This is a genomic window from Geminocystis sp. NIES-3708, from assembly GCF_001548095.1.
Classification (GTDB): domain Bacteria; phylum Cyanobacteriota; class Cyanobacteriia; order Cyanobacteriales; family Cyanobacteriaceae; genus Geminocystis.
Genome location: NZ_AP014815.1, coordinates 2677190 through 2703486 on the forward strand (window position 1 = coordinate 2677190; position 26297 = coordinate 2703486).

The following is a 26297-nucleotide window of genomic DNA, read 5'->3' on the forward strand; positions in this document are numbered from 1 at the left end:
GGAGAAATAGTTAATGCCCGAAACTCCCCAAGAAGTCTTGAAAATGATTCAAGATAATAATATTAAAATTATTGACCTCAAATTCATTGATATGCCAGGTATTTGGCAACATTGTTCTTTCTACTATGATCAAATAGACGAGAACTCTTTTACAGAGGGTGTTGCTTTTGATGGTTCTAGTATTCGTGGTTGGAAAGCTATTAATGATTCTGATATGGCAATGGTACCAGATCCTACCACCGCATGGATCGATCCTTTTTATGCTGAACCTACACTTAGCATGATTTGTCGTATTAAAGAACCTCGCACGGGGGAATGGTATTCAAGAGATCCTCGTAGTATTGCCACTAAAGCCGTTGATTATTTAGCTTCTTGTGGCATTGGTGATACTGCTTATTTTGGTCCTGAAGCTGAGTTTTTTATCTTTGATGATGTACGCTTTGATCAAACCGAAAATAAAGGTTATTATTACGTTGATAGCATTGAAGGACGTTGGAATTCTGGGCGAGTGGAAGAAGGCGGTAACTTAGGCTATAAACCCGGTTATAAACAAGGATATTTTCCCGTAGCACCCACAGATACCCAGCAAGACATTCGTACAGAAATGCTCTTAACAATGGCAAAATGTGGTGTACCTATCGAAAAACATCACCATGAAGTAGCAACAGGCGGTCAAAATGAGTTAGGTATTAAGTTTGCTACCCTCGTAGAATCAGCAGACTATTTAATGACTTATAAATATGTCGTGAAAAACGTCTGTAAAAAATATGGAAAAACGGCTACGTTTATGCCTAAACCTTTATTTAATGATAATGGTTCAGGAATGCACACTCATCAATCTATTTGGCAAGATGGCGTACCATTATTCGCAGGGGATAAATACGCTGGTTTAAGCCAAATGGCTTTACATTATATAGGTGGTATTATCAAACATGCTCCTGCTCTTTTAGCATTAACTAATCCTACAACAAACTCCTATAAAAGATTAGTTCCGGGTTTTGAAGCACCTGTAAACTTAGCTTACTCTCAGGGAAATAGATCTGCTTCTATTCGTATTCCTCTATCTGGTCCTAACCCCAAGGCCAAACGCTTAGAATTCCGTTGTCCTGATGCTACAAGTAATCCTTATTTAGCATTTGCTGCGATGTTATGTGCTGGTATTGACGGTATTAAAAATCAAATTGATCCCGGTGAGCCTTTAGATGTTGATATTTATGATTTATCTCCTGAAGAGTTAAGTAAAATTCCTTCTACTCCCGGTTCATTAGAAGCAGCACTAGAAGCTCTAGAAAATGATCACGCTTTCTTGACGGATAGTGGTGTATTTACCACTGATTTCATTGAAAACTGGATTGAATATAAACTGGATAATGAAGTTAATCCTATGCGTCTTCGTCCTCATCCTTATGAGTTTTCTCTGTACTATGATTGTTAATATGTAAGAAGTAAAGATTTATTTTAATTTAAGGAGGTTTAATTACCTTCTTTTTTTTCACTTAAGTTAAGGTGAACAGAAAAGAAAGGAGATAGTAGGAATAATTGATGATATATAGCAATACTATATAGTTGTGAGACTTTTAGAGGTTGTAGGTATTCAGTAGTCAGCTTTTAGGTAGGGCAAGACTGACAGTTTTATTTTTTATCTTTAATTATTCACAAATGATTTAGGATTGCTATAGTTAGTTAGAGAAATTGATTATTAAATTTTTGTGAGGTAGAGTAAATGACGGTTAATACATCTTTGAATAGAGTGAGATCTACTAATAGTCTTCATGCGGAATCAATATTAGCAAATAGAGCTCTAAAAAAAGAACAAATACAACAAAAAAGAGCCAATCTCGAAAAAACCATCGAAACTAGCCTAAAAATATTTGCAAATATAGGCATTTCCGTCCTAGCAATTTTTAGTGTTAAACATCTTTTACCATATCATTTAGTTCAACAGGAAAAAATAGCAGAAATTGACGGAGAAATAGCAAAAATACAACCCAGAGTAGAAAAACTTCAAGAAGATTTTGGGAATACTTTTGATCCTAAATTAACACGCAAAGTGATGGAAAAAAATACCTATAAAGTAGATCCTAATTTAAGTCCTATCTTTTTTATTAAGGAAAAATAAATGGTCACAGTCCGCCGGCAATTTTTCTTAATCTAATCATCCTAAAAAGACTCAACATAACGTTAATTAAGAACAGTTATTTCAGAGGTAATTTTTTTCCCGATAAAAACAATAATCAATTAACTAATAGAATTATCAGCAGAAGGTTTTTCCGAATAATGTGTACACTCAAAAGGCTGAACACCAATTTCAGGAGGTGATTTTTCAGGAGGACTAAAAATTCTGGTAAAACCTTCGGTCAAATATTTAGTCATGTCTCCAAGCATTTTGATGATATTCATAACTCAATGCCTCCTAATATGCAAATATTTGCGAGGATAAAATAATCAAGATGAATTAAATTTTGATGTTTAATTTATTCTTATTTCCCTACTTTTATTATCTATGAAAAAACTATTTATTAGAAGAAATCTTAATCTTTTTTATAGATTGTTATTATTCCTTAACAATTAATTTACTTCAATAATAATTGCTTTAAGCTTGATCCCCCATAGTTTAAGTCATAAATGATCAGTCTATTCTTTTAATAATCAGTAAAAACAAAAATTTATGGTCGCAAAAATAGCCATTATCGGTGCTGGAATCGCAGGTTTAATCATAGCAAAAAAAATGATTAATCAAGGGTTATCTGTGGATATTTTTGATAAAGGTAGAGCCGTTGGCGGTAGAATGTCGAGCAGACGAACACAATGGGGTTATCTTGATCATGGAACACAATATTTTACCGTCAAAAATCCTATTTTTCAAAAATTTATAGAGCAAAATCAATCCATTGTTAAGGTTTGGAAAGGAAAATTTGCTCATTGGGAGGAGGGAAATTTCACGAGCATAAAACCTGATAACCTTCGCTATGTGCCGACTATAGCTATGAATAATTTATGTAAAAATATGGCAATCGAACTGAATATAAAATTACAAACTCGTATTATTAGTTTAGAAAAAGCTCAAACATGGACATTAACTGATGAAAACAACGAAAAATACTTTGATTATGACTACATTATTGTCACCGCACCTCCGTTACAAACCATTGATTTATTAGACAATCATAGTTTTATTATTGAATCTATTAGAAAATTAAAAATGTTTGCCTGTTATAGTTCAATGTTGATACCTGAAAACAAGTTAGATATTCCTTTTGATGGTATCGAATTTAAACATCCTATATTAGGTTGGATTGCCCTTAACGATAGTAAACCCTCACGGGGAGAAAAAGGTGCTATTATCATTCAATCAAATTTTAGTTGGGCAGAAGCAAATTTAGAGCAAACAAGAGAGTCTATTTGCACAATCTTAAAAAATGTGACAGAGGAGGTTTTAAATATTAAGTTTCAGAATAATCTTTATGAATCTCTACATCTATGGCGTTATGCTATACCTCAACAAAGTAATGATCAAGGATATTATTTCGACAAATTTAATAATATTGGTGTTTGCGGTGATTGGTGTTTAAATGGAAAAGTCGAATCTGCTTTTTTAAGTGGTTATTATTTGGCAGAAAAAATCATTGAGATATTTGTTTAATCTCAGTAAAAATGACACAGAAAATCAGCAACGCCGAAAAATGATAGTATAGATCTTTGTGACTCATAATTGCATATAAAATTATAAGCTAACAAAATATAATTAAAGGGTTGAGTAAGCGCGGAAATAGCATGAATCATCAACAAGAGAGACAGTTCGACTACGTAAAAATTGGTATTGCATCTCCTGAGAGAATTCGGGAATGGGGACAAAGAACACTACCTAATGGCATTGTGGTAGGAGAAGTCACAACTCCAGAAACCATTAACTATCGTACCCTAAAACCAGAAATGGACGGGTTATTCTGTGAGAAAATTTTTGGTCCTTCTAAAGATTGGGAATGTTGGTGCGGAAAATATAAAAGAGTACGCCATAGAGGTATTGTCTGTGAACGTTGCGGTGTTGAAGTCACAGAATCCAGAGTTCGCCGTCATCGGATGGGTTATATTAAATTAGCCGCTCCTGTAACTCATGTTTGGTACTTAAAAGGTATTCCTAGCTATTTGAGTATTCTGTTAGATATGCCTTTGCGAGATGTAGAACAGGTGGTATATTTTAACTCTCATGTAGTTCTAGATCCGGGTAACGCTACTAATTTGAGCTATCGTCAATTACTATCTGAAGATCAATGGATGGAAATTGAAGAACAAATTTATGCGGAAGATTCTGAGTTAGAAGGCATCGAGGTTGGTATTGGTGCAGAAGCTGTTGAGCGTCTTTTACAAGAAATAAAACTTGAAGAAGAAGCAGAAAAATTAAGAGAAGAAATTATTAATAGTAAAGGACAAAAAAGAGCAAAATTAATTAAAAGATTACGGTTAATTGATAATTTTATTGCGACAGGTTCTAAACCTGAATGGATGGTTTTAAGTGTAATTCCTGTCATTCCTCCTGATTTGCGTCCGATGGTGCAGTTAGATGGTGGACGTTTTGCTACTTCTGATCTTAATGATTTATACCGTCGTGTAATTAATCGTAATAATCGCTTAAATCGTTTACAAGAAATTCTTGCTCCTGAAATTATTATCCGTAACGAAAAGCGGATGTTACAGGAAGCGGTGGACGCTTTAATTGATAACGGCAGACGTGGTCGTACTGTAGTTGGTGGAAATAGTCGTCCTTTAAAATCTTTATCAGATATTATTGAAGGTAAACAAGGACGTTTCCGTCAAAACTTATTAGGTAAAAGGGTTGATTATTCTGGACGTTCAGTAATTGTAGTTGGTCCTAATTTACAGATATATCAATGCGGTTTACCCCGTGAAATGGCTATCGAACTTTTCCAACCTTTTGTTATTAATCGTTTAATCCGCTTAGGCATCGTTAATAATATCAAAGCGGCGAAGAAAATGATTCAAAAAACAGATCCTAGTATCTGGAAAGTATTAGAAGAAGTTATCGCTGGACATCCTGTATTGTTAAACCGTGCCCCTACCTTACACCGTCTTGGTATTCAGGCTTTTGAACCTGTATTAGTAGAGGGGAGAGCGATTCAATTACATCCTTTAGTATGTCCTCCTTTCAACGCTGACTTTGACGGGGATCAAATGGCTGTACACGTTCCTCTTTCCATCGAAGCACAATCTGAAGCTCGATTATTGATGATGGCTTGTCATAATATTCTTTCTCCTGCAACGGGTAAACCAATTATTGCACCATCTCAAGACATGGTTTTAGGTTGTTATTACCTCACTGCGGAGAATCCTGCGGCAACAAAAGGAGCGGATAGTTATTATGCCAATCTTGATGATGCTTTACGTGCTTATGAACAAAAACTCGTGGATTTACACGCTTATATCTGGGTACGTTTTGATGGTGAAGTACAAACAGGTAAAGGGGATAATGAACTCGAAAAAGAGGAAACTTTAGCTGATGGTAGTGTTTGGAAATATTATCAAGGGCGTAAAGTGCGTGAAACTGCGGAGGGTGAAATAATTGCTCAGTATGTACACACTACTCCTGGACGTATTATTTATAATAAAACCATTATCGATGCTTTAGATTTTGATTTAGTGCATTAAATTAATCAGGAATTAGGAATTAGGAATGAGTAATTATAAGCTCAGACGCATCTAAGTTTACTGATGAGGGTAGGCAATGAGTAAGAGTTTCTTTAATTTTTTACTAATTTTAAAAGATGCAAGTTAAATGGGTTTTAGCTTATCAAATAAGTATCTTGCTTATTAATTATCCATTCTTAATTCTTAATTTTTAATTCTTAATTCTTATGTTGATTCCACTGAAACAAGAAGCTATTAAAGATTTGATTCCTGCCATTGCTACGGGAAGTCAATATAGTCATTATTGGGCAAATTTATCCACATTATTAAAAAATTTATTTATCTCTCTAGTAGGAGTGTTATTTTTTTGGTTATTAGGATCTTTTTTTGGTAGATCTGGGGATAATTTATCATTAATATTTAGAGTAATTGCTGGTTTATACTGGCTTTGGAGTCCGATATACTGGGCAAGTATTCGCAATAGTAAGTTTCGCCATTATCGTTATATCAGTTTTTGGCGTGGTAAGGTTTTAGATATTTATTTGACAGAAGAATTAATTAGTGAAGAATCAGCGATTGATAAATTAGGTCGAGCGATTATTGTAGAAAATCGACGTAAGTTATTTAATGTTGAAGTAGGAGATAAAACGGGATTTCGTGCCACCATTACCACCCCAAGACAAAGAATTCATAAGGTAGTAAATCGTGGTCAAGCTGTAGAAGGTTTGCTATTATCTAATGATCCTGATTTTATAAAAATTGGGCAAATTACTGATGTTTATATTCCTCGTCATAAACTTTGGTTAGGAGATTATCCTTATATTCGTCGAGATATTTTCTTAGATTTAAGATTACAATTAATGAAAATTTATGGTAGATAAACTATCAACTTAGAACTCCTATAGGATTGTGATATGTTATCTTCTAATCAGAAAATTTTTCAACTTTTAGATAGTATTATTCAATATACTGGTGCAAATAATAAGTTAAAATCAAATTTTAAAAAATGACTTTTTTTTACTGAAATTGAAAAAATGCTGGAGAATTTTCCTTGTCAAATTCCTGAAGAAATCGAGCAACTATATTATCACCATAATGGAATAAATTATTCTTGTAAATTAGAATTATTTTACTACCATATATTTTTACCTTTAGAAAATGTTTTTTATACTCGTCAACATTGGTTAAAATTTAATTAAGAAAATAATATTTAATCTATTAAGCAGCATTATTACCAATTTTTAAAATTTATGAGCAAAAAGTTCCGCAAATAAAACTAAAATATAATTCTGTTAGACAAGAAATGTATGTTCAACTAATTAATTATAATCAATTTTATGTTTAGCTTTGAAAATGTTTATTAGAACTCTATCTCCAGTAAAAAAATAATTTATTTCTATATTAATCATGAAAATAAAATTTAAAAAAATGTGTCAATGGCTAGGATTTAGTCTCATAACTATTGCCTTAATTATTACTACCCATAATGTTGCTTTAGCAGAGGTTTCTAATAGCTATAAAAACTTAGAATATCCTCCTTTATCAGAAATTAAATTACCAGAATATGAACGCTATCAATTAGATAATGGTATGGTTATTTATTTAATGCCCGATGGTAGATTACCTTTAATTAGTGGTAATGCTATTATTCGCACAGGCTCAAGATTTGAACCATCTATTCAAGCTGGTTTAGCCGATTTAACAGGAGATTTAATGCGTTTAGGGGGTACAAAAAATCATACTCCTGAACAACTAAATTATATTTTAGAACAAAAAGCTTCTGCCATTGAAACTTCTATTGATACCACTTTAGGAAGTGCTAGTTTTACTTCCCTCAGTTATGATTTAGATACGGTTTTTCCTCTTTTTGCTGAAGTTTTACAATCTCCCGTGTTTGATAATCAGCAATTAGATTTACAAAAAACAAAATTAAAAGGTGCGATTGCAAGAAGAAATGATAATCCCGGACAAATAGCAAGTCGAGAATTTGCTAAGTTAATTTATGGAGAAAATAGCCCTTATGCACGTACGATTGAGTATAAAAATTTAGATAATATTACTCGTGAAGATTTAGTTAATTTTTATAGTAAATATATTCGTCCTGATAATATTATTTTAGGCATTGTAGGAGATTTTCAACCAGCAAAAATGAAATCATTAATCGAAAAAACCTTCGGTAATTGGACAGTAAATAACCCTTCTTTAAATCTTAATATTAATTCTGTTGAACAACAAAAACAAGACGGAATTTATGTAGTTGATCAACCACAATTAACCCAAAGTAATATTTTATTAGGTCATTTAAGCGGCAAATTAGATGATCCAAATTATGGCACATTAAGCGTTATCAACGGAATTTTAAACGGCTTTGGCGGTAGATTATATAATGAAATTCGTTCTACTCAAGGTTTAGCTTATTCGGTGTATGGTGTCTGGCGAGGCAGTTATGACTATCCCGGAACATTTATTGCAGGAGGACAAACAAAAAGTGAAACTACTGCTCAATTTATCAAATCCATAATAGCCGAAATTGAGCGTTTACGTACTCAGCCTATCACTCAAGAAGAATTAGATTATGCTAAAAATTCTATTTTAAATTCTTTTGTCTTTCAATTTCAAGATCCTTCTCAAACCTTATCTCGTTTAATGACTTATGAATATTTTGGTTATCCCAATGACTTTATTTTTAACTATCAAAAAGCAGTAAAAAAAACTACCATTGAAGATGTTTTAAGAGTTGCACAAGAATATTTACAACCTGATCGCATTGTGACTTTAATTGTTGGTAATGAAAAAGCATTTAAAGAGGATTTAGCTAATCTTCAACAACAAATTATCAGCGTTGATGTCACAATTCCCGAATCTTCCAGTTGAAGTAAAAACTTTGTTGCTTTGAATTATTAATCAAAATCCTCAACAATTAAAAATAAAATTAATTTAAGGTAAGAAATTATCAATTTTAACTACTATTGCCTATTCGCTATTGCCCATTGCCTGACTTCTTAGAGAAGTCTAATTATCAACTACTTTAAGACGGTACAATATTGAGAATCATTAATCTTATTATTCTGACCTTAATTTATAATTATGTGGCGTAAAATACCTTTAGCATTAGTAGGTTTAACCATCGGCTCAATTTTAACCGTTATTGGGTTTATTGCTTATGGCATTGGTAACTCTACCTTAAATTTAGCAGGTTTTTTCTATGGAATACCTTTATTATTAGGTGGACTAGCTTTAAAAGCGGCTGAATTGAAACCAATTCCCTTTGCAGCGGAAACTCCCCCAGAAGTTATCGCTTTAAGAAAACAAAAAGCTACCGATACTCAAAATCAATTGCGCAATGATGTAACTCGTTATCGATACGGACAAGAAGCTCATTTAGATGAAGCCTTACAACGTCTTGGTTTAAGTCCCACAGATGATGAAAGACCAGTTTTAATGAAAATAAAAGAAGCAAATATTAATAATAATTATGCCTTAATTTTATACTTCGATTCTCCTCTTATTAGTTTTGACATTTGGCAAGAAAAACAAGAAAAAATTACTAAGTTTTTTGGACCTGGTATTATTGCTGAAGTTTCTAAAAATGATGAAAATGAAATTGAATTAGCTTTAATTTCTGTATAGAAAAAGATCAAAATTAACAATTAACGTTGATAGATAATTGATGCTTGAAGTTTCAATTATCAATTGGGTGAATGTGATTCACCCCGAAAAACTCCTGATTTTAAATTATCTAAAATATTAATGATAAAATTTATTTACGATTGATTAAATTGAAAAATAAACCCAAGATTTTAAATAGCATTCTGTAAATAAAATATTATTATGTTTAATTAAAATACTCAGATAAATATTTTTATTTATAAATATTTCTCCTAGTTTCTTACTCCCTAGCTTCATCAAAAATGTTATGTCAATCTCAGATATGTTTAATATAGTGTTAATCAATTTGTAAAACTAATTTACCAAAACCGAGTTTTTCTCTGTCTATTAATTCACCATAAAAAAGATGTAAAATATCTTTAGGTTGCGGATTACCACGGGATGAACCTTTTGCTCCCATAGCAATAACAATACCACAATAACCATAAAACTTAGCAACATATTCTCGCCACTCGTTGAGTTGTTTGATAAAATTATCGTCTTCATGATCATGTTGAATTTGGGCAAAAATATAAAAATTCTCTTCTAAGGTTTGTAAAATACCTAACGTATAATTTACTTCTTTATAAGGATCATAACCTTCATTAAAAGTGACATTTAACACTCCATCTTCTTCAATTAATTCCTCAATAATTGTTTGAGCTTTCGGACGAGTTGTCTGTAAAATAATAACGGGAAAAAATGATTTTGAGGCTTTATTTTTTATTTTTTCAAAAGTTTTTAGCGGAATATTACTCGAAGAATTACCCTGTAACGAGTTAAATAAACTAGCTTCCATTTTACTGAAAGAAACTAATGTACCTTCGGGAATTAAAGTATCATTAATTTCAGGCTCATCTTCTTCTTCAAAATAATAGTCATCTTCATCATCTTCATCACCAAAAAGTTCTTCTAATTCTTTAGTTAATTCTGGAGTTGTAGAAACATTGATTTTTAACCATAAATCTTCTAAAGGAATATTTAAAGTATATTCTTTACTAATAAAATCTATTTCTTGTTCAGATAATTCTTCTTCACATTCACGAAGAAATCGACCAAGTGCTTGTATCGCCAAATAAACTGGATAGACTTCTTCTTCTTCTCTTAAAGGTCTAATACCTTCATAGGGATGAATACTACCAAAAATAGCTCCGATATTGTTTTCTGAAAAATTATCACCTTTAGAGTAGAAATTTTCGCCGTCTTCTTGAGAAAAATTAACAAACCAACAATCTTGTTGCAAAAAAATAGCCTCCAACTCTCCTTCATCGGCAGAATCAGCTAAATCGATGACTTGTTGACGAAATTTTTTCATAGAATCTAAAGAACGATATAAAATCACTCCAAATTCTTGTCCTAACATTCCCATCACACAAGCATAAAGACTATCTACATTCCAGTGATTAATATCAATTTTGATAATTTCTTCTTCAGATAATGAGTGCCATGGTTGTTGATCCCAAATTTCTGAAATGGCTATTTTTTCTAAGGCTTCCGATAATTCAGGAGAAATATTTTCATTACTATCGGTGTGAATACTTTGAAAATTTTGCCATAATTCATCTAAAAGAGGCAATTCCGATTGATAGTCAACAATAATGTCTAAACCCTGTAATGCACCTCGCAAAAAAAATTGTAACTCCCTATCTTTAACTACAATTTTTTGTGGACGGGCTGGTTTCGCTGGATTATGAGGATTTTCAATGGCTTTCAATAATGTTCTTACCATAGCCTCTGGTCCTGTTTTGATGTTCATTACATCCATAGATCTCACAAAACCTTCACTGCCATCTACCCAAATAATACATTCCCCATGATCAACTAAGTCCGTTTCGAGATTTTCCATCATACCCATAATCGAACGGCGATCGCCTTCCCACACATGAGGAATTTGAGGAATACGTTTTAGTCTATGTTTTGTAGTTTCTGGTAAGGAAGTCATTTAACAATTAACAATGAACAATTACGATAAAAGGTTGATGATTTTCTTCTAGATGGTTTTCTAATCTCCTAGTCTCCTAGTCTCTTCGCTTTTTGCTAAAAAGTTGGAAGAATTAATTTCCGCTCTACCTAGTAAGATACCATATTCTATACCTTCAACTACCGCTTGATAAGAAGCATCAATAATATTCGTAGATACACCGACTGTTGTCCATCTCTGTTCACCATTGCTAGACTCAATTAAAACCCTAGTTTTAGCAGAAGTTCCCTTTGTGCCATCGAGAATACGTACTTTATAATCTGTTAAATGAAATTGGGCTATTTCGGGATAGAATTTCACCAACGCCTTACGTAACGCCTGATCTAATGCTGAAACTGGACCATTTCCTTCCGCTACTTCTAATAATTCTTCCTCCGCAACGATAACTTTTACCGTAGCTAAAGCGTGAGTATAAGGGGTTTTACCATCTATGGTAATATCAGAATGTACTTGAAAACCTTTAATACCAAATAATTCTTTTCTCTGGTTTAAGGCTTCTCGTAATAATAATTCAAAACTTGCTTCGGCAGCTTCAAATTGATAACCTTCACTTTCTAAAGCTTTTAGCTTCAATAAAATTTCTCTGCAAGTAGGATCATTTTTATCAAATTCGATACCGAAGGTTTTCGCTTTTGCAATAATATTACTTAATCCTGCTTGATCTGATATAACTATTCTTCTTTCATTACCAATAGATTCAGGCTCTATATGTTCATAAGTTAAGGGATTCCGAGCAACGGCTGATACATGAATACCACCTTTATGGGCAAATGCCGATCGCCCTACAAAAGGAGCATGATCATCAGGAGCAAGATTGACAATTTCACTAATTAAACGACTATTAGGGGTTAATTTGGTTAATTCTTCTGCTTCAAGGCATTTATAGCCTAACTTTAGCTGTAAATTAGGGATTAAAGTGCATAAATTAGCATTACCACATCTTTCACCATAACCGTTAATTGTGCCTTGAATCATAGTGACACCTTCTAATACTGAAGCGATGGCATTCGCTACGGCTGTACCGCTATCATTATGAGTATGAATACCTAATTTTGGAATATCAGGATCATCTAAATTAAGATCAAGTTTACCTACGATTTCCGAGACAATTTGGCTAATTTCATGAGGTAAAGTCCCCCCGTTAGTATCACAAAAAACAAGCCACTTTGCACCACCTTTAATAGCTGATTGAAGAGTTTTTAAAGCATATTCAGGATTATTTTTATAACCATCGAACCAATGTTCGGCATCATAAATTACTTGTCTTCCTTGTGATCGCAAATAAGATATGGTATCTTCAATCATGGCTAAATTTTCATCCAAAGAGGTTTTTAAGCCTTCTGTAACGTGTAAATCCCAAGATTTGCCAAAAATTGTTACCCAGTGGGTATTTGCGGCTAGAATGGCTTTTAACATGGGATCAGCTTCAGCAGATTGGTTTGGGCGACGGGTAGAGCAAAAAGCCACGATATTAGCCTGTTTTAAAGGTTGCTCTTTTAACTCCCAAAAAAATTGTACATCTTTCGGATTTGCACCAGGCCAACCGCCTTCGATAAAAGGGATACCCATATCATCTAACTTTCGGGCAATTTTTAATTTATCCGCCAAAGAAAGTGAAATACCTTCTCTTTGTGCCCCGTCTCTTAAAGTAGTGTCATATAACCAAATTTTGTGATCATTCATCCCTAAAATATCCCCATCTCACGTTACAGCTAATTTATTGTATATCACCATTTTAACGAAATAAAAATAACTAATAGACAACTTTTGTGAAGTTAGGCAATAGGCAATAGGCAATAGGCAATGATGATAAGAATTGATGATTTGTAAACAAAAATTGATTTTAAATTTCTTTCTTCTCGGATGTCTAAGATCTGTGGTAGGAAGTACAATAAATAATAGCTTTTCAATATTTGATCCTTCATGTCTTTTTCTCCTCATCTAAAGTTAAAAATAGATAAGTTATTACTCAATCTTACTCTTAAGGAAAAATTAGGGATTTCTTTTGGTGTGACAATCTTTTTTCTATCTATTATATTTAGCTTTATTGTATTTCAGTCTGTCAAAAGCAAAGTAGAAGAAGACCAAAGTTTTTTATTAAGACAAATTAGCAATGAGTTGATTAATAACTTCGATCATTCGATGTATAAACGTTCTATTGATGTTCGGAATATGTCAAAATTATCCGAGTTTAGAAAAGAAGGTGAATACAAAAACAATCGTGGTTTTTTATTAAATGAGTTACAAGAAAGTTATGAAGGTTATGCTTGGATAGGTTTTGCTGATAGGGAAGGAATCGTTGAAGTTAGTACTAAAGGTATTTTAGAACAAGTAAATGTAAGTAAACGCCCTTGGTTTATTGAAGGATTAAAAAAAGGTTTTATTGGAGATGTCCATGAAGCAAAATTATTAGCTAATAAATTACCTCCTCTTCCTAATGGGGAAAAATTAAGGTTTTTAGATGTCGCATATCCAGTATATAACGAGAAAAATCAAGTAATTGGGGTTTTAGGGGCTCATTTAAGTTGGCAATGGATAGAAAACTTAAGTAATTCTTTAATGCAGAGTATTCCTAAAAATAAGCAAATTGAAATTTTTATTATTAGCAAAGACGGAAAAATAATTTATGATTCAGAAGAAAAATCAGAAGGAAAATTGATTAATGATATTATCCCTTCCATTGATTTACAGCAACCGTTATCAATCAGTCAAAAACAAAATTTTCAGGGAGTTAAATATTTAATTAGTCATCATCGAGATAAAGGTTATCTTACTTATGAAGGTTTAGGGTGGCATATTATTGTTAAACAACCCACTACTATTGCTTTTAAATCTGCTGATGATTTACAAAGAAAAATTTTAATTTGGGGGTTAGGATTAGCTACCATTTTTTCATTGATAGGTTGGAAAATTGCGGAACAAATTACAAATCCTTTATTAAAAATTGCCAATGAAGCAGATCAAATTCGTAAAGGAAATCGAGAAATACCATTATGTATTTTTCCTCTTTCTAGTGAATTTTATCAAGGAAAAAATGAGATCCTTTTATTATCCTCAAGTCTATCAGATTTAGTTCAAAATTTAATTAGTCAAGAAAATAAACTAAAAAAAATAAATCAAGAATTAGAAGAAAAAATATTAACAAGGACACAAGAATTAAATATTGCCAAAGAATTAGCAGAAAAAGCGAACCAAGCTAAAAGTATTTTTTTATCAAATATGAGTCATGAATTGCGCACTCCTTTAAATGCCATTTTAGGTTTTTCGCAATTAATGAAAGATGATCATAATTTAAGTTTAGATAATAAAGATAATATCAATATAATAATTAATAGTGGGGAACATTTACTATCTCTAATTAATGAAGTTTTAGAATTATCAAAAATTGAAGCAGGGCAAATTAATTTTAATGAAAATAGTTTTAATCTTCATGATTTACTTTTATCTTTAAAATCTATGCTACAAATTAAAGCAACACAAAAAAAAATAGATTTAATTTTCAATTTAGCAGATAATTTACCAGAATTTATTGTTACTGATGAGAGTAAGTTAAGACAAATTTTACTTAATTTAATTAGTAATTCTCTAAAATTTACTAAGGAAGGAAATATAACTTTAGTAGCAAAATTATTAACAAAAAATCAGCTTTATTTTGCCATAACAGATACAGGAATGGGAATGCAACCAGAAGAAATAGATAAACTTTTTACTCCTTTTTTCCAAACAGCATCGGGAATAAAATCAAAAGAAGGTACAGGTTTAGGTTTATTAATTTCTCGCCAATTCGTAGAGTTAATGGGTGGTAAAATGAAAGTTGAAAGTAAGTTTAAAGAAGGAACTACTTTTTCATTTACGATCAATTTTACCCCTATTGATTTTCAAAATGAACATAAACTTTTACCCACAGAAAAAATAATTAGTTTAGCAGTTAATACTCCTATTTATCGTATTTTAATTGTCGATGACCATGAGCAAAATCGTTTACTTTTAAGAAAATTATTAACCCCGCTAAATTTTGCCTTGAAAGAAGCCGTTAACGGTAAAGAAGCCGTAGAAATTACTGAAAATTGGCAACCTCATTTAATTTGGATGGATATAGGTATGCCAGAAATGGATGGTTATGAAGCAACAAGGCTTATTCGTGAAAAAAATCAAAACTCTTTTTATCGCCCTATTATCATCGCATTAACTGCCCATGCTTTTATGGAAGAAAAAGATCATATTTTAAAATCAGGGTGTGATGATGTGGTTAGCAAACCTTTTATGACAGCGATTATTTTTGATAAATTACAACATTTTTTGCATCTGGAATATATTTATGAGTCAATTTCCGAAAATTCGACTTCCGAAAATTCGACTATTGCCGTGACTAAAAATTTAGAAACTTTAACGGAAAAAATATCATCTCAGGAAATAAAAATTTTGATAGCCGAAGATAATCGAGTTAATCAAAAATTAATTATTAGCTTTTTAAAAAAATTGGGTTACAAAGCAGATATTGCTAACAACGGTAAAGAAGTTATTTCAGCGATGGAATCACAATTTTATCATATTATTTTCATGGACGTAGAAATGCCCGAAATGGATGGTATAACTGCTACAAAAAAAATTTATGAACTTTTCTCCTCAGAAAACCTACCAATAATTATCGCTATGACAGCCCATGATGATGATGAAAATAAGAAGAGGTGTCGAGAAATAGGAATGAAAGATTATTTACCTAAACCCATTAAGTTATCAGCATTACAATCGATTTTATCAAAATTTTTAGAAGTGGAAAACTCCTATAAAAATACTCTTTGATTTGTAAGATATTGATAAGAAAAAAAGTCAGAATTCAGTATTAATTAGAACTTTAGATCTAGTATGTAGGTACTAAATATTTGGGGTTTGCTCAAAAAGTATGAGGAAGGGGTAGGGCAACGATTTGCAAGGCAAAGGTTTTAATGGTTTTGATTTGTAGCATAAGAGTTTGTAATTGTACAATATTTACCTGCTCTTTGAGTAAATAAGGGGTTTAAACCCCTTGCTAAAACTGTACACTTTTTTATTAGTGTAGTATATATAAAACTTTAGTTTTGATAGACTTCTGATTCCCAACAGCAACCCTTACTTAGACAAAATTAATTGTATAGAGGCAACGGGTTTAAACCTATTGTTACCAAAAGCTTAGGGAAAATAAAATCTACAAATTAATTATATTTATTTACTTAACAACTATACTTTATCATTCTGAGCTTGTGTAGGAATCTCGAAACCATTAATTTTTAGTAGTGATGTGCAAATCCTAAGAATATTATTTTGTTTTTCACCAATGATTTAGGACTGCTATATTTAAGATAAAATTTAATAGCATAGCTAATCATGTGTATTTAACTAGATTATTTTTGTTCAAAAAGCCCTAAAATTTTATTATTAATTCCCAATGAGTGTTCAGCAAAGTTTAATTGAATTACCTTTTGATTTAGATCAACAACGGATTCCAGCTCATGTAGCGGTGATTATGGATGGTAATGGACGTTGGGCTAAAAATCGTGGTTTACCCCGCATTGTCGGACATCAGAAAGGGGTAGATGCCCTTAAGGATTTACTACGGTGTTGTGATGATTGGGGTGTTAAAGTTTTAACTGCTTATGCTTTTTCAACGGAAAATTGGGGAAGACCCGCCCATGAGGTAGAATTTTTAATGACGTTATTTGAGAGAGTTTTACGTCGTGAATTAGAAGAAATGATGGCAGAAAATGTCAAAATTCGTTTTATAGGTGATTTAAAGGCTTTACCCGAATCTCTACAAGCAGAAATCGCTCATTCTATGGAAAAAACTGCTAATAATAAGGGTATTCAATTTAATATTGCAACTAATTATGGTTCTCGTCAAGAAATTCTCTATGCTTGTCAGGCGATCGCATCTTTGGTGAAGGAAGAAAAGATACAATTAAATGATATTAACGAAGAATTATTAGAAAATCATCTTTATACAAAAGGATTAATCAGTCCTGATTTATTAATTCGTACCAGTGGTGAAATGCGCTTAAGTAATTTTCTTTTATGGCAAATGGCTTATGGTGAAATTTATGTTACTCAAACTTTATGGCCCGATTTTAATCGTCAGGAATTTCGTCAGGCGTTATTAGACTATCAAAAACGAGATCGTCGTTTTGGTAAATTAAATCAATAATTTTAGAATTTATATAGTCATGAGCAAAAAAAGTCAATGGATAAGAGTTTTATCTATTTTTACTGAAATGAAAAGTTAAATGCGTCTTCCCTTACTATAATTCCTAATTTTTAATTATTTGACTATTTTTAATTAACCAGCGATCGCCATCTTTAATTAACTCATACTTAACTAATAAATTTTCTTCATAGGATAAACTAGGAATTAATGCACCATTTCGATAATACTGAGATTTTTCGCTAATTTTAGCAGTAACAATGCCTTGGGTAACATCTTGAGGATTAACTTTAGCAGATTCTACTTTGACTTGATGCTCATATCGTTTATAGGCGTTTTTATTTCTCAAATCACGACTATTGGCAACCCATCGAGATAGTTGTGGCTCCGTTAATATTTTAGTTAATTCACCTGAATTATATTCAGGTCCAGTAGCTTGGGCTTTAGCATTTAACCACTGATTAATAATTTTGAGTGCCGTATCTTGATCTAACTTGTCCATTTTTTGATTAACAGTTTCACCACTATTAGGAGGTAATTCTATTAGTGGTTCAGAAATAGAAATTTGTAATTTATCCTCAGAAGATTCAGAAGACAATAATAATTTGGATGCCCCAAAAGCGATAGCAATTAAAAACAATAAACCTAATAATGAACCAATAATGAGATTATTATCACTTTCTGAAGAAGTTTTTGTCTGTGGATTTATGGAAGTTTGAGGTGCTTTGGCTACATAATTAGTCTCTTGTTTGATAGAAGGATTTTCAGCCGTAACATTATAAGAGGAATTTTGTGATGGATTTTGATCTTCTTCTATTTCCGCTTCGAGAAAATCATTAAAACCAATTAAATCTTCGTTATCTTCTTCATCAGAAACTAATAAACTAATCTTGTCATTTTCTACATCACCAGAGCTAAGATTAATTTCAGAAAGATCAGAAGTAGAAGATGAAGTATAATTTTCGTTAATTATTTGTTCTTCATAGTCTGTTTGTTCTTTTAGATCATTAAATTGGGTAAAAGAATAAGATTGATGAGAAGTTTGTTCAATATCGAATGGTAATTCTAATTCAGGAGAAATAAATTCTTGACTTTGACTATCCTCTGAATCATTGCTTAATGGATTAGTAATAGTTTCTAAATATGCTTGTACTCGATCATTGGCAAAATATTCCTGTAAAGAGTAATTTTTAGAAGCTAAATTTTTAAATTGGGGAAAAACTTCTGTTTGTAGCCATTTTTCAGTATAAATGCACAATCCGGGTAAAAGATCAGGAGAACCCTGTGACATTTCTTGAATATAGCTAATTACTTTTTTTTCTCGACTTTGACTCAGAGAAAATTCAGCTTCAGCAGTTTGTCCTAATAATAAAGCACAAATAGATTGCTCTAAATAAACATCTTGATGAATAGTCAGAGAAATAAGACTATTTTTTGCCCGAATAATAAATTCTGGTCGTCTTTCGGTAAAACCTCTTGCAATTCCAGCATAGGCGGCTAAATATCCTGCGGCAGGGGAAGGACGTTGAGCTTCTTCTTCAAATAATACCTGTTGTTCTTCTGGAGTTAAATAAACCCTAATTTGTTGGATAAACCTTAAAAAACCATCAATATCTAATCCAGATTCATCTGTAACTTGACTTTCAATACCTCCTCTCAGGTTAAACATTTCCTTGAGCAATTTAATTCCTTTTTGTCGTCCATGAATATCGGCATCTTCCTTCGTTAATAACTCTAATATTTGATAAGGGCGTAATTTACCTAAATCCTGCTTAATTTCTTTTCTTAAATTAGAGAATAAATCTTCTTGAAATAATAATTGATAAGATTCTGCTAAAGAATGAGATGCTGATTCGTATTGTTTTTCCTGCCATTGCTCTCTAGCTAGTTCTAAATAAGCTAAAACTACACTTAAAACTAAATCTTGCTCAATAATGCTTATTTGTTCTTCTTGATCACTAAAATTATTTAAACTGCTTTTATCTTTTAAATAAGGCTGACTTAAAGTTATAACTAACTCATATTCTCCTAAATCTAATAAAGTTATTAAAGCTCCAATAAACAAACTCTCATCAATCTCAATATTTGTATCCCTGACTACATCTAAATTTTCGTCTGATACCCCTATTGATTCTTCTGTTTCTTCTTCATCTTCGATCAAATCTTCCGTTTCTGTTACTGATGAGAAGAAAGAGGATTCATACTCTAGACGAGATTCATTATCCTTTAAAACATTATAGGCTTGTTGAAATAAATTATTACGAGAAGTAATAGCATATTCACTATAACCCTTGTGGGGTAACTGAAGAATGCGATCTTGATAGGCTTGTTCAATCAAGTTTAATTCAGCTTGAATGGGTATGCCGAGAATGCGGTAGTAATCTAAAGAAATTTGCACGACTTACTTTTTATTGAGATTGCAGGAAGATTTTGTTTACCAATTTGAGATCTTAGCATTGACTAAGTGATAGACAAGAAAATTTTAACTCATATTTTTGAGTATTGGATAAAGTTTCTAGTTCAAAATTATTATTACGGTAAACGTACAGAAGTAAATAATGAAATAATGTTATCACCTCCAAATCCAAAAAATTGATTATTATTCACCGATACTTAATAATGATCTATGAATAACTAAAATAAATTACTATGGCTGAAGAAAGAACTCTCCCCAAATTTGACTATTCTACAGTTAAAATTACTAAACAAGAAAGTTTAATTTATTATGAAGATATGGTTTTAGGACGCTTATTTGAGGATAAGTGTGCTGAAATGTACTATCGTGGTAGAATGTTTGGTTTTGTTCACCTTTATAATGGACAAGAAGCCGTTTCTAGCGGTATTGTAAAATCATTACGTCCTGATCAAGATTATGTTTGTAGCACTTATAGGGATCACGTTCATGCTTTAAGTAGTGGTGTACCTGCGAAGGAAGTTATGGCAGAACTTTTTGGAAAAGCAACAGGTTGTAGTAAAGGTCGTGGTGGATCAATGCATATGTTCTCGGCGGCTCATAAATTATTAGGCGGATATGCTTTCGTTGCTGAAGGTATTCCCGTAGCTACTGGTACAGCTTATCAAAGTATGTATCGTAAAAAGGCTTTAGGAGAAGATTTTGATCAAGTTACTGTCTGTTTCTTCGGTGATGGTGCTAGTAATAATGGTCAATTTTTTGAGTGTTTAAACATGGCGGCATTATGGAAATTACCTATTCTTTATGTTGTCGAAAATAATAAATGGGCGATCGGTATGGCTCATGAAAGAGCGACTTCTCAACCAGAAATTTATAAAAAAGCCAGTGTTTTTAACATGGAAGGCTATGAAGTTGATGGTATGGATTTATTGGCAGTCAGAGATGTAGCACAAAAAGCGATTGCTCGTGCTAGAGCTGGGGAAGGACCAACTTTAATTGAAGCGTTAACCTATCGTTTTCGTGGTCATTCTTTAGCAGATCCTGATGAATTAAGAGATGCGACAGAAAAAGAATTTTGGAATGCGAGAGATCCCATCAAAAAATTTGCTACTTATTTAACAGAAAATAATATCGTTTCTCAAACAGAATTAGATGCTATTGATAAAAAAGTACAACAGGACATTGACGAGGCGGTAGAGTTTGCAGAAGCTAGTCCTGAACCAGATCCTAGTGAATTATATCGTTATATTTTTGCGGAAGATTAGGAATAATTAACAAATTAACAATTAACAATTAACAAGTACGCTGGTAGAAAACATCTTTATATTTACTAGAGTTCATCTAAGTTCGATATAGATGATATTTACCTCAATTAGTTAAAATACCCTTATTTTTATCAACTTCTTATTATCTTCAAGTATGCTAACATTGAGTTTGTTATTTTGTTAATTATTAACTTAAAAAAAGTGTTATTTCGTCATTACCTATTATCTATTGTCGCTTTTATCAGTATTTTTTCTGCTACTCCAAGTCTAAAAGCTCAAACCTTATTACCTTATACACCAGAATTAAATGGCGAATTTTTAGATTCTTATGGTGCACAATTATTACAAGACGCAGTGCAATTGATGCGTTTTCGGGAATTTGATTTAGCTTTATCGAGGGCAAAATTATCTGTACAATTATCTCCTAATCAATATGAACCTTGGTTTGTTTTAGGAACATTACAAATTCAAGCAGGAGAAACTGAAGCGGGAGTAAAGGCTTTACAAGAAGCTAAAAGACTGGCACCTGAGGACTCAAGTGTACTTTTTTCTTTGGGTAATTCCTATTTTCAGTTGGGAGATTATGACTCGGCTGTGAAAGAGTTACAAGCTGGATTAAAAATAAATAAAGAAGTACCACAAGCATACTTTGATTTAGGTAATGCTTATTTCAAATTAACAAAATATTCAGAAGCAATTTCTTCTTATCAAAAAGCAGTCAAATTAGAAAAAGAATTTTGGCCTGCTATCAATAATATTGGTTTAGTTGAGTATGAAAAAGGTCAAAACAATAAAGCGGTTGAATCATGGCGTAAGGCTTTAAGTATTGACAAAAATCAAGCTGAACCAATGTTAGCAGTAGCAGTAGCATTATACAATCAAGGAAAAAAAGCAGAAGCAATTCAATTGGGTAAAGAAGCATTAAAAATTGATAACAGTTACGGAGATGTAGAATTTTTGAAAGAAAATTTGTGGGGAGAAAAATTGTTAGCAGATACTGCTAAATTTTTCCAGAATCCCGATATTCAACCTCTAGTTGGCAAAAAATCACCTTCTTCCCAAGAATAAATTACAAAATTCATGAGAAACTAAAATATAAGCCTAGATACATTTTTTTGAGATTTTTTCAAATTAGTAAAAAAATAAAAAAACTCTAGCCTATTACACACTGAATAGCTTCACCTGTCAACTTAGATGCCCCTCAGCTTATCTAAATCTATTAGTAAAAATAGTACTTAATCAACATAAAAATAGCTGATAACTGACTTGGAAGATTTTGCACACAGGAAGATTATGTTTTTGTGAATAAATAAAACTTTCTCCAAAATAGACAAATATTGCGAATTTTTTTAATATTCGACATATCTACTACTTTAATTCTCCACTTATCTTGTTTTTATCATTTTTCTTCATCCGAAAGTGATTAATTTTGATGGTAAATAGCTCTAAAGGTGATAAACTTAAAATTTATAATAAATCTGACAATGCACAGATAACTTACAGCAGTTTTCAGATTAGTCAATTATGGTCATAATCGTTAGTTCTGACAGCCTTATCAATTTCATAAGATATTTTTGTCACTGACATTCTGAAAAAAACTTGTATTGTTATTTTAAAAAATGTCATAAAACTTTAAAATTTTGATTCTGAGCAATAGCAAAGAATATCAAGGTTTTTAATTCTTACTTTGACAGCTATATATTTAAAAAAGTAATAAATTTAGTGCATTAAAAAACTAATTAATTTAATATAACCAATTTGAAAATTATTTTATTGATCCATTTCTCAAATACTAATTATTAGCAATCAATCTTAGTTTATATAATATGTCAACTTTACATGGTAGCTTTTTAATAAAAAACGAACAAAAATACTTTTTTATTTGGAGTGAAGAATGGAAACAATTAGAGAAAGAAAAATATGATTTAGAAGCAGAATATTTATATCTTTATCCTTTTTTACTAGATCAACCCAAGATTTTATACTCCTTTTTAGAAAAATATAATTGTATTGATTATTTACAAGATGATAAAGATAATTTAGAAAAAATCTGGCAATGGGAAATGGTTTTATTTCCTTCTCAAAAAAAACCTAAATCAAAGACAGTTATTCCTCTTTTATATGAACAATTTGTTGCTATTAATAATAAACTAAGTACAGTTATTTTATATCCTTGGGAAGTTGGAGGGTTTAAATTAACTATAAATCAATTATTAGATTTTTTACAAAAATTACCTTTAGGAAAAGTTGACTATATTGGTTCTGATATTCGCTTTTGGAGTCATATTTATCGTTGGAGTTTAGACTTAATTTGTCGTCAGAAATTTTTACCCGGTATTGATGATAAAAATAATAGTTTTTGGCAACCATTATTAGATAGTAATATTGATCAAAGTCGATTAGCACATTTTATTCAATTAATGCCCTCTATTTGTCGTTGTTATGTGGAATCAGAAGATGATCCTATTATTCCTCAACAAGAATTAATCTTAGATTTTTTGGGTACAATTTTAGATGCACAAGTAAGAAAACTTTTGACTAATTATGTTCCTTCTTCTAGTAATGATTTGATGATTCAACCTTGGTTAGAGTCTTTAAATAATAAGGATCAACCAATTTCTAATTTGTCATCTTTAGATAGTAAAAGATTGAAAATGGCTTTTGATCATTGGACATTACCCATTCAAGATAACTTAATTACTTCTGATTATCAATTAGTAAAAAAACAGTATCGAATTTGTCTTAAATTACAACCTCCTATCAGTCAAAATCAAGCGGATAATTATGATAATTGGAAATTAAATTATTATTTACAAGCAGTAGATAATTCTGATTTTTTAATACCTTCTGAAAAAATTTGGAAACATCCTTATCCTGAATTAGATATTGATGATCGTACCATCGAAAATCCTCAAGAAATTATTTTAAAAGGTTTAGGATTAGCCAGTCGATTTTATGAACCAATTGCCCAAAGTTTGGATGAATCGATGCCTAATTTTTGTACTTTAAATGCCATTGAAGCCTATCAATTTATTCGTAGTGTAGTTTGGCAATTACAAGATAATGGTTTAGGAGTAATTTTACCTGAAGGTTTAGCAAGTGGAGTTGATGAAAAACGTTTAGGAGTTAAAATCGAAGCTAAAGTTAGTCTAAAAAAAGGTGAAAGATTAAACTTAAATAGTTTGTTGAATTATAATTTAAAAGTTGCCGTTGGTGATAAAACTTTAACTAAGAAAGAATTTCAAAATTTATTAGCTCAAAAATCTCCGATAGTAGAAATTGATGGGCAATGGTTAGCCTTGCAACCTGCGGATGTTAAAGCGGCTGAAGATATTTTAAATCAGGCAGAAAATAATATTAATTTAACTGTAGAAGATGCTTTAAGATTAAGTAGTGGTACAGGAGAAACTATCGCAAAATTGCCCGTTATTGCTTTTGAAAGTAGTGGAGCATTGGCGGATTTAATTAATAGCATTAATGATAATCAAAAAATAAATATTTTACCTACTCCTAAAGATTTTAAAGGTACTTTACGCCCTTATCAACAAGCAGGATTTAGTTGGTTATATTTTCTAGAAAAATGGAATTTAGGAGCTTGTTTAGCTGATGATATGGGTTTAGGAAAAACGGTACAATTAATTGCTTTTTTACTAATTTTAAAAGAACAAAAATTATTAACTAAGCCTAGCTTAATTGTTTGTCCGACTTCTGTATTAAACAACTGGGAAAGGGAAATTGAGAAATTTGCACCATCATTAAAAACAATTATTCATCACGGAGAACAAAGAAGTAAAGAAAAAGTATTTTTAAAAGAAGCAACAAAAGTTGATGTTATTATTAGTAGCTATGCCCTAATTTATCGTGATTTTGATAGTCTAAACATGGTAGAATGGCAAGGAATTATTCTTGATGAAGCTCAAAATATTAAAAATCCTCAAGCTAAACAAACTCAGGCAGTTCAAGAGTTGAATTCAGAATTTAGAATTGCTTTAACTGGCACTCCTGTGGAAAATCGCTTGTCAGAATTATGGTCAATTTTACAATTTTTAAATCCAGGATATTTAGGCACACAACAATTTTTTCAACGACGCTTTACTATTCCCATTGAGAAATTTGGAGATCAACATTCTTTACAAACTTTGCGATCGCTTGTGCAACCTTTTATCTTACGCCGACTAAAAACAGACAAAAATATTATTCAAGATTTACCCGAAAAACAGGAGATGATTGTTTATTGTGGTTTATCCTCCGAACAAGCTCAAATATATCAAAATTTAGTAGAAGAATCCTTAGAAAAAATTAATGAAAGTCAGGGTATTAAACGTCATGGATTAGTCTTAACTTTATTGATGAAATTAAAACAAGTTTGTAATCATCCTGCTCATTTATTAAAAGAAGAAAAGCTCGATTTTTCTCCACGATCTGGTAAATTATTAAGATTAGAAGAGATGTTAGAAGAAGTTGTAGCAGAAGGTGATCGCAGTCTTATTTTTACACAATTTACAGAATGGGGAAATCTATTGCAGCCTTATTTAAAGCAAAAACTAGGGGTTGAAGTGATGTTTTTGTCGGGAAGTACCAAAAGAGAAAAACGTCAAGAAATGGTTGATCGTTTTCAAAATGATCCTCAAGGACCACCTATTTTTATCTTATCATTAAAAGCTGGAGGAACAGGCTTAAATTTAACAAAAGCAAATCATGTTTTTCATTATGATAGATGGTGGAATCCAGCCGTAGAAAATCAAGCAACGGATCGAGCTTTTCGCATAGGACAAAAACAAAATGTACAAGTACACAAATTTGTCTGTAGCGGTACATTAGAAGAAAAAATTAACGATATTTTAGAAAATAAAAAACAACTAGCTGAACAAACAATTAATACCGCCGAAGATTGGTTAACTGATTTAGATACAGATCAATTAAGAAATTTATTAGTCTTAGAAAGAAATGCAGTTTTATAATATTTGTTTATCTTAATAATTTATAGTGTTTTGTCTATAGTTCAACAGATATGAATAACTATTAGTCAATAATTAATCTAATCAAAAAAATATGTTATAATCTAAAATCATTAAAAACGGGATGTAGCGCAGCTTGGTAGCGCACTTCGTTCGGGACGAAGGAGTCGCAGGTTCAAATCCTGTCATCCCGATATGTACAGTGCCAAATTAA

At 31.6% G+C, this 26297-nt stretch carries 17 protein-coding genes and 1 tRNA gene; 14 read left to right on the forward strand and 4 right to left on the reverse strand.

The genetic code is table 11. The features are described 5' to 3' along the window. Nucleotides 1–13 precede the first annotated feature (13 nt). Together glnA and GM3708_RS11785 are read left to right on the forward strand one after the other, a co-directional pair. A complete protein-coding gene (glnA, locus tag GM3708_RS11780) occupies nt 14–1435 on the forward strand; it encodes a type I glutamate--ammonia ligase (protein ID WP_066347139.1) in 1422 nt (473 codons plus the stop codon). 288 nt (nt 1436–1723) lie between these two features. Beyond that, entirely contained in the window at nt 1724–2119 is a 396-nt protein-coding gene (locus tag GM3708_RS11785; RefSeq protein WP_066347141.1) for a hypothetical protein, read from the forward strand. A 119-nt stretch (nt 2120–2238) separates the two neighbouring features. On the opposite strand, the gene GM3708_RS18870 is transcribed toward GM3708_RS11785, so the two are convergent. Further along, complete coding sequence (locus GM3708_RS18870) at nt 2239–2400, reverse strand: hypothetical protein (protein ID WP_173645013.1); 162 nt, start codon at nt 2398–2400, stop codon at nt 2239–2241. 268 nt (nt 2401–2668) lie between these two features. On the opposite strand from GM3708_RS18870, the gene GM3708_RS11790 reads away from it, so the two are divergent. The 6 genes from GM3708_RS11790 to GM3708_RS11810 all read left to right on the forward strand — a co-directional run bounded on the left by GM3708_RS11790 (nt 2669) and on the right by GM3708_RS11810 (nt 9273). Beyond that, nucleotides 2669–3643 carry an NAD(P)/FAD-dependent oxidoreductase gene (locus GM3708_RS11790; RefSeq protein WP_066347143.1) on the forward strand — a complete coding sequence of 325 codons (975 nt, stop codon included), beginning with the start codon at nt 2669–2671 and terminating at the stop codon, nt 3641–3643. 131 nt (nt 3644–3774) lie between these two features. Further along, nucleotides 3775–5664, forward strand: a complete 1890-nt coding sequence (locus GM3708_RS11795; RefSeq protein ID WP_066347144.1) for a DNA-directed RNA polymerase subunit gamma — start codon at nt 3775–3777, stop codon at nt 5662–5664. Between the two features lie 206 nt (nt 5665–5870). After that, nucleotides 5871–6524: a phosphate ABC transporter permease gene (locus GM3708_RS11800; protein WP_066347146.1), complete on the forward strand. Its 654-nt coding sequence runs from the start codon at nt 5871–5873 to the stop codon at nt 6522–6524. Nucleotides 6525–6677: 153 nt separating this feature from the next. Then, the gene (locus tag GM3708_RS18735) at nt 6678–6842 is read left to right on the forward strand and encodes a hypothetical protein (RefSeq protein WP_158505877.1); all 165 of its coding nucleotides are present in this window, start codon (nt 6678–6680) and stop codon (nt 6840–6842) included. A gap of 208 nt (nt 6843–7050) precedes the next feature. Beyond that, complete coding sequence (locus GM3708_RS11805) at nt 7051–8517, forward strand: pitrilysin family protein (protein ID WP_066347148.1); 1467 nt, start codon at nt 7051–7053, stop codon at nt 8515–8517. A 213-nt stretch (nt 8518–8730) separates the two neighbouring features. Continuing rightward, nucleotides 8731–9273, forward strand: coding sequence for a DUF2854 domain-containing protein (locus GM3708_RS11810; RefSeq protein WP_066347150.1), 543 nt, complete (start codon nt 8731–8733; stop codon nt 9271–9273). Nucleotides 9274–9589: 316 nt separating this feature from the next. On the opposite strand, the gene GM3708_RS11815 is transcribed toward GM3708_RS11810, so the two are convergent. Next, on the reverse strand, nt 9590–11233 hold the full coding sequence (locus tag GM3708_RS11815; RefSeq protein ID WP_066347152.1) for a DUF6930 domain-containing protein: 1644 nt from the start codon (nt 11231–11233) through the stop codon (nt 9590–9592). A 60-nt stretch (nt 11234–11293) separates the two neighbouring features. Continuing rightward, nucleotides 11294–12955 carry a citramalate synthase gene (gene cimA, locus GM3708_RS11820; RefSeq protein ID WP_066347154.1) on the reverse strand — a complete coding sequence of 554 codons (1662 nt, stop codon included), beginning with the start codon at nt 12953–12955 and terminating at the stop codon, nt 11294–11296. A 240-nt stretch (nt 12956–13195) separates the two neighbouring features. Here cimA and GM3708_RS11825 point away from each other — a divergent pair, with 240 nt between their 5' ends. Next, entirely contained in the window at nt 13196–16075 is a 2880-nt protein-coding gene (locus GM3708_RS11825; protein WP_066347156.1) for a response regulator, read from the forward strand. A gap of 622 nt (nt 16076–16697) precedes the next feature. Beyond that, nucleotides 16698–17450 (forward strand): isoprenyl transferase, encoded by a 753-nt coding sequence (locus GM3708_RS11830; protein WP_066347159.1) that lies wholly within the window; start codon nt 16698–16700, stop codon nt 17448–17450. A gap of 103 nt (nt 17451–17553) precedes the next feature. Here the strand turns inward: GM3708_RS11830 and GM3708_RS11835 are convergent, their stop codons facing one another. Then, nucleotides 17554–19845, reverse strand: coding sequence for an IMS domain-containing protein (locus GM3708_RS11835; RefSeq protein WP_066347164.1), 2292 nt, complete (start codon nt 19843–19845; stop codon nt 17554–17556). Between the two features lie 251 nt (nt 19846–20096). On the opposite strand from GM3708_RS11835, the gene pdhA reads away from it, so the two are divergent. The 4 genes from pdhA to GM3708_RS11855 all read left to right on the forward strand — a co-directional run bounded on the left by pdhA (nt 20097) and on the right by GM3708_RS11855 (nt 26277). Then, nucleotides 20097–21125, forward strand: coding sequence for a pyruvate dehydrogenase (acetyl-transferring) E1 component subunit alpha (gene pdhA, locus GM3708_RS11840; protein ID WP_066347165.1), 1029 nt, complete (start codon nt 20097–20099; stop codon nt 21123–21125). 201 nt (nt 21126–21326) lie between these two features. After that, on the forward strand, nt 21327–22193 hold the full coding sequence (locus tag GM3708_RS11845) for a tetratricopeptide repeat protein (protein ID WP_082714221.1): 867 nt from the start codon (nt 21327–21329) through the stop codon (nt 22191–22193). Nucleotides 22194–22951: 758 nt separating this feature from the next. Further along, nucleotides 22952–26086 (forward strand): DEAD/DEAH box helicase, encoded by a 3135-nt coding sequence (locus tag GM3708_RS11850; RefSeq protein WP_066347172.1) that lies wholly within the window; start codon nt 22952–22954, stop codon nt 26084–26086. A gap of 117 nt (nt 26087–26203) precedes the next feature. After that, nucleotides 26204–26277: transfer RNA gene (locus GM3708_RS11855), tRNA-Pro, on the forward strand. Nucleotides 26278–26297: the final 20 nt, after the last annotated feature.

Coding starts and splice junctions, on each gene's coding strand:
- glnA (WP_066347139.1), top strand. CDS start 14: ATGCCCGAAACTCCCCAAGAAGTCTTGAAAATGATTCAAGATAATAAT.
- GM3708_RS11785 (WP_066347141.1), top strand. CDS start 1,724: ATGACGGTTAATACATCTTTGAATAGAGTGAGATCTACTAATAGTCTT.
- GM3708_RS18870 (WP_173645013.1), bottom strand. CDS start 2,400: ATGAATATCATCAAAATGCTTGGAGACATGACTAAATATTTGACCGAA.
- GM3708_RS11790 (WP_066347143.1), top strand. CDS start 2,669: ATGGTCGCAAAAATAGCCATTATCGGTGCTGGAATCGCAGGTTTAATC.
- GM3708_RS11795 (WP_066347144.1), top strand. CDS start 3,775: ATGAATCATCAACAAGAGAGACAGTTCGACTACGTAAAAATTGGTATT.
- GM3708_RS11800 (WP_066347146.1), top strand. CDS start 5,871: ATGTTGATTCCACTGAAACAAGAAGCTATTAAAGATTTGATTCCTGCC.
- GM3708_RS18735 (WP_158505877.1), top strand. CDS start 6,678: ATGCTGGAGAATTTTCCTTGTCAAATTCCTGAAGAAATCGAGCAACTA.
- GM3708_RS11805 (WP_066347148.1), top strand. CDS start 7,051: ATGAAAATAAAATTTAAAAAAATGTGTCAATGGCTAGGATTTAGTCTC.
- GM3708_RS11810 (WP_066347150.1), top strand. CDS start 8,731: ATGTGGCGTAAAATACCTTTAGCATTAGTAGGTTTAACCATCGGCTCA.
- GM3708_RS11815 (WP_066347152.1), bottom strand. CDS start 11,233: ATGACTTCCTTACCAGAAACTACAAAACATAGACTAAAACGTATTCCT.
- cimA (WP_066347154.1), bottom strand. CDS start 12,955: ATGAATGATCACAAAATTTGGTTATATGACACTACTTTAAGAGACGGG.
- GM3708_RS11825 (WP_066347156.1), top strand. CDS start 13,196: ATGTCTTTTTCTCCTCATCTAAAGTTAAAAATAGATAAGTTATTACTC.
- GM3708_RS11830 (WP_066347159.1), top strand. CDS start 16,698: ATGAGTGTTCAGCAAAGTTTAATTGAATTACCTTTTGATTTAGATCAA.
- pdhA (WP_066347165.1), top strand. CDS start 20,097: ATGGCTGAAGAAAGAACTCTCCCCAAATTTGACTATTCTACAGTTAAA.
- GM3708_RS11850 (WP_066347172.1), top strand. CDS start 22,952: ATGTCAACTTTACATGGTAGCTTTTTAATAAAAAACGAACAAAAATAC.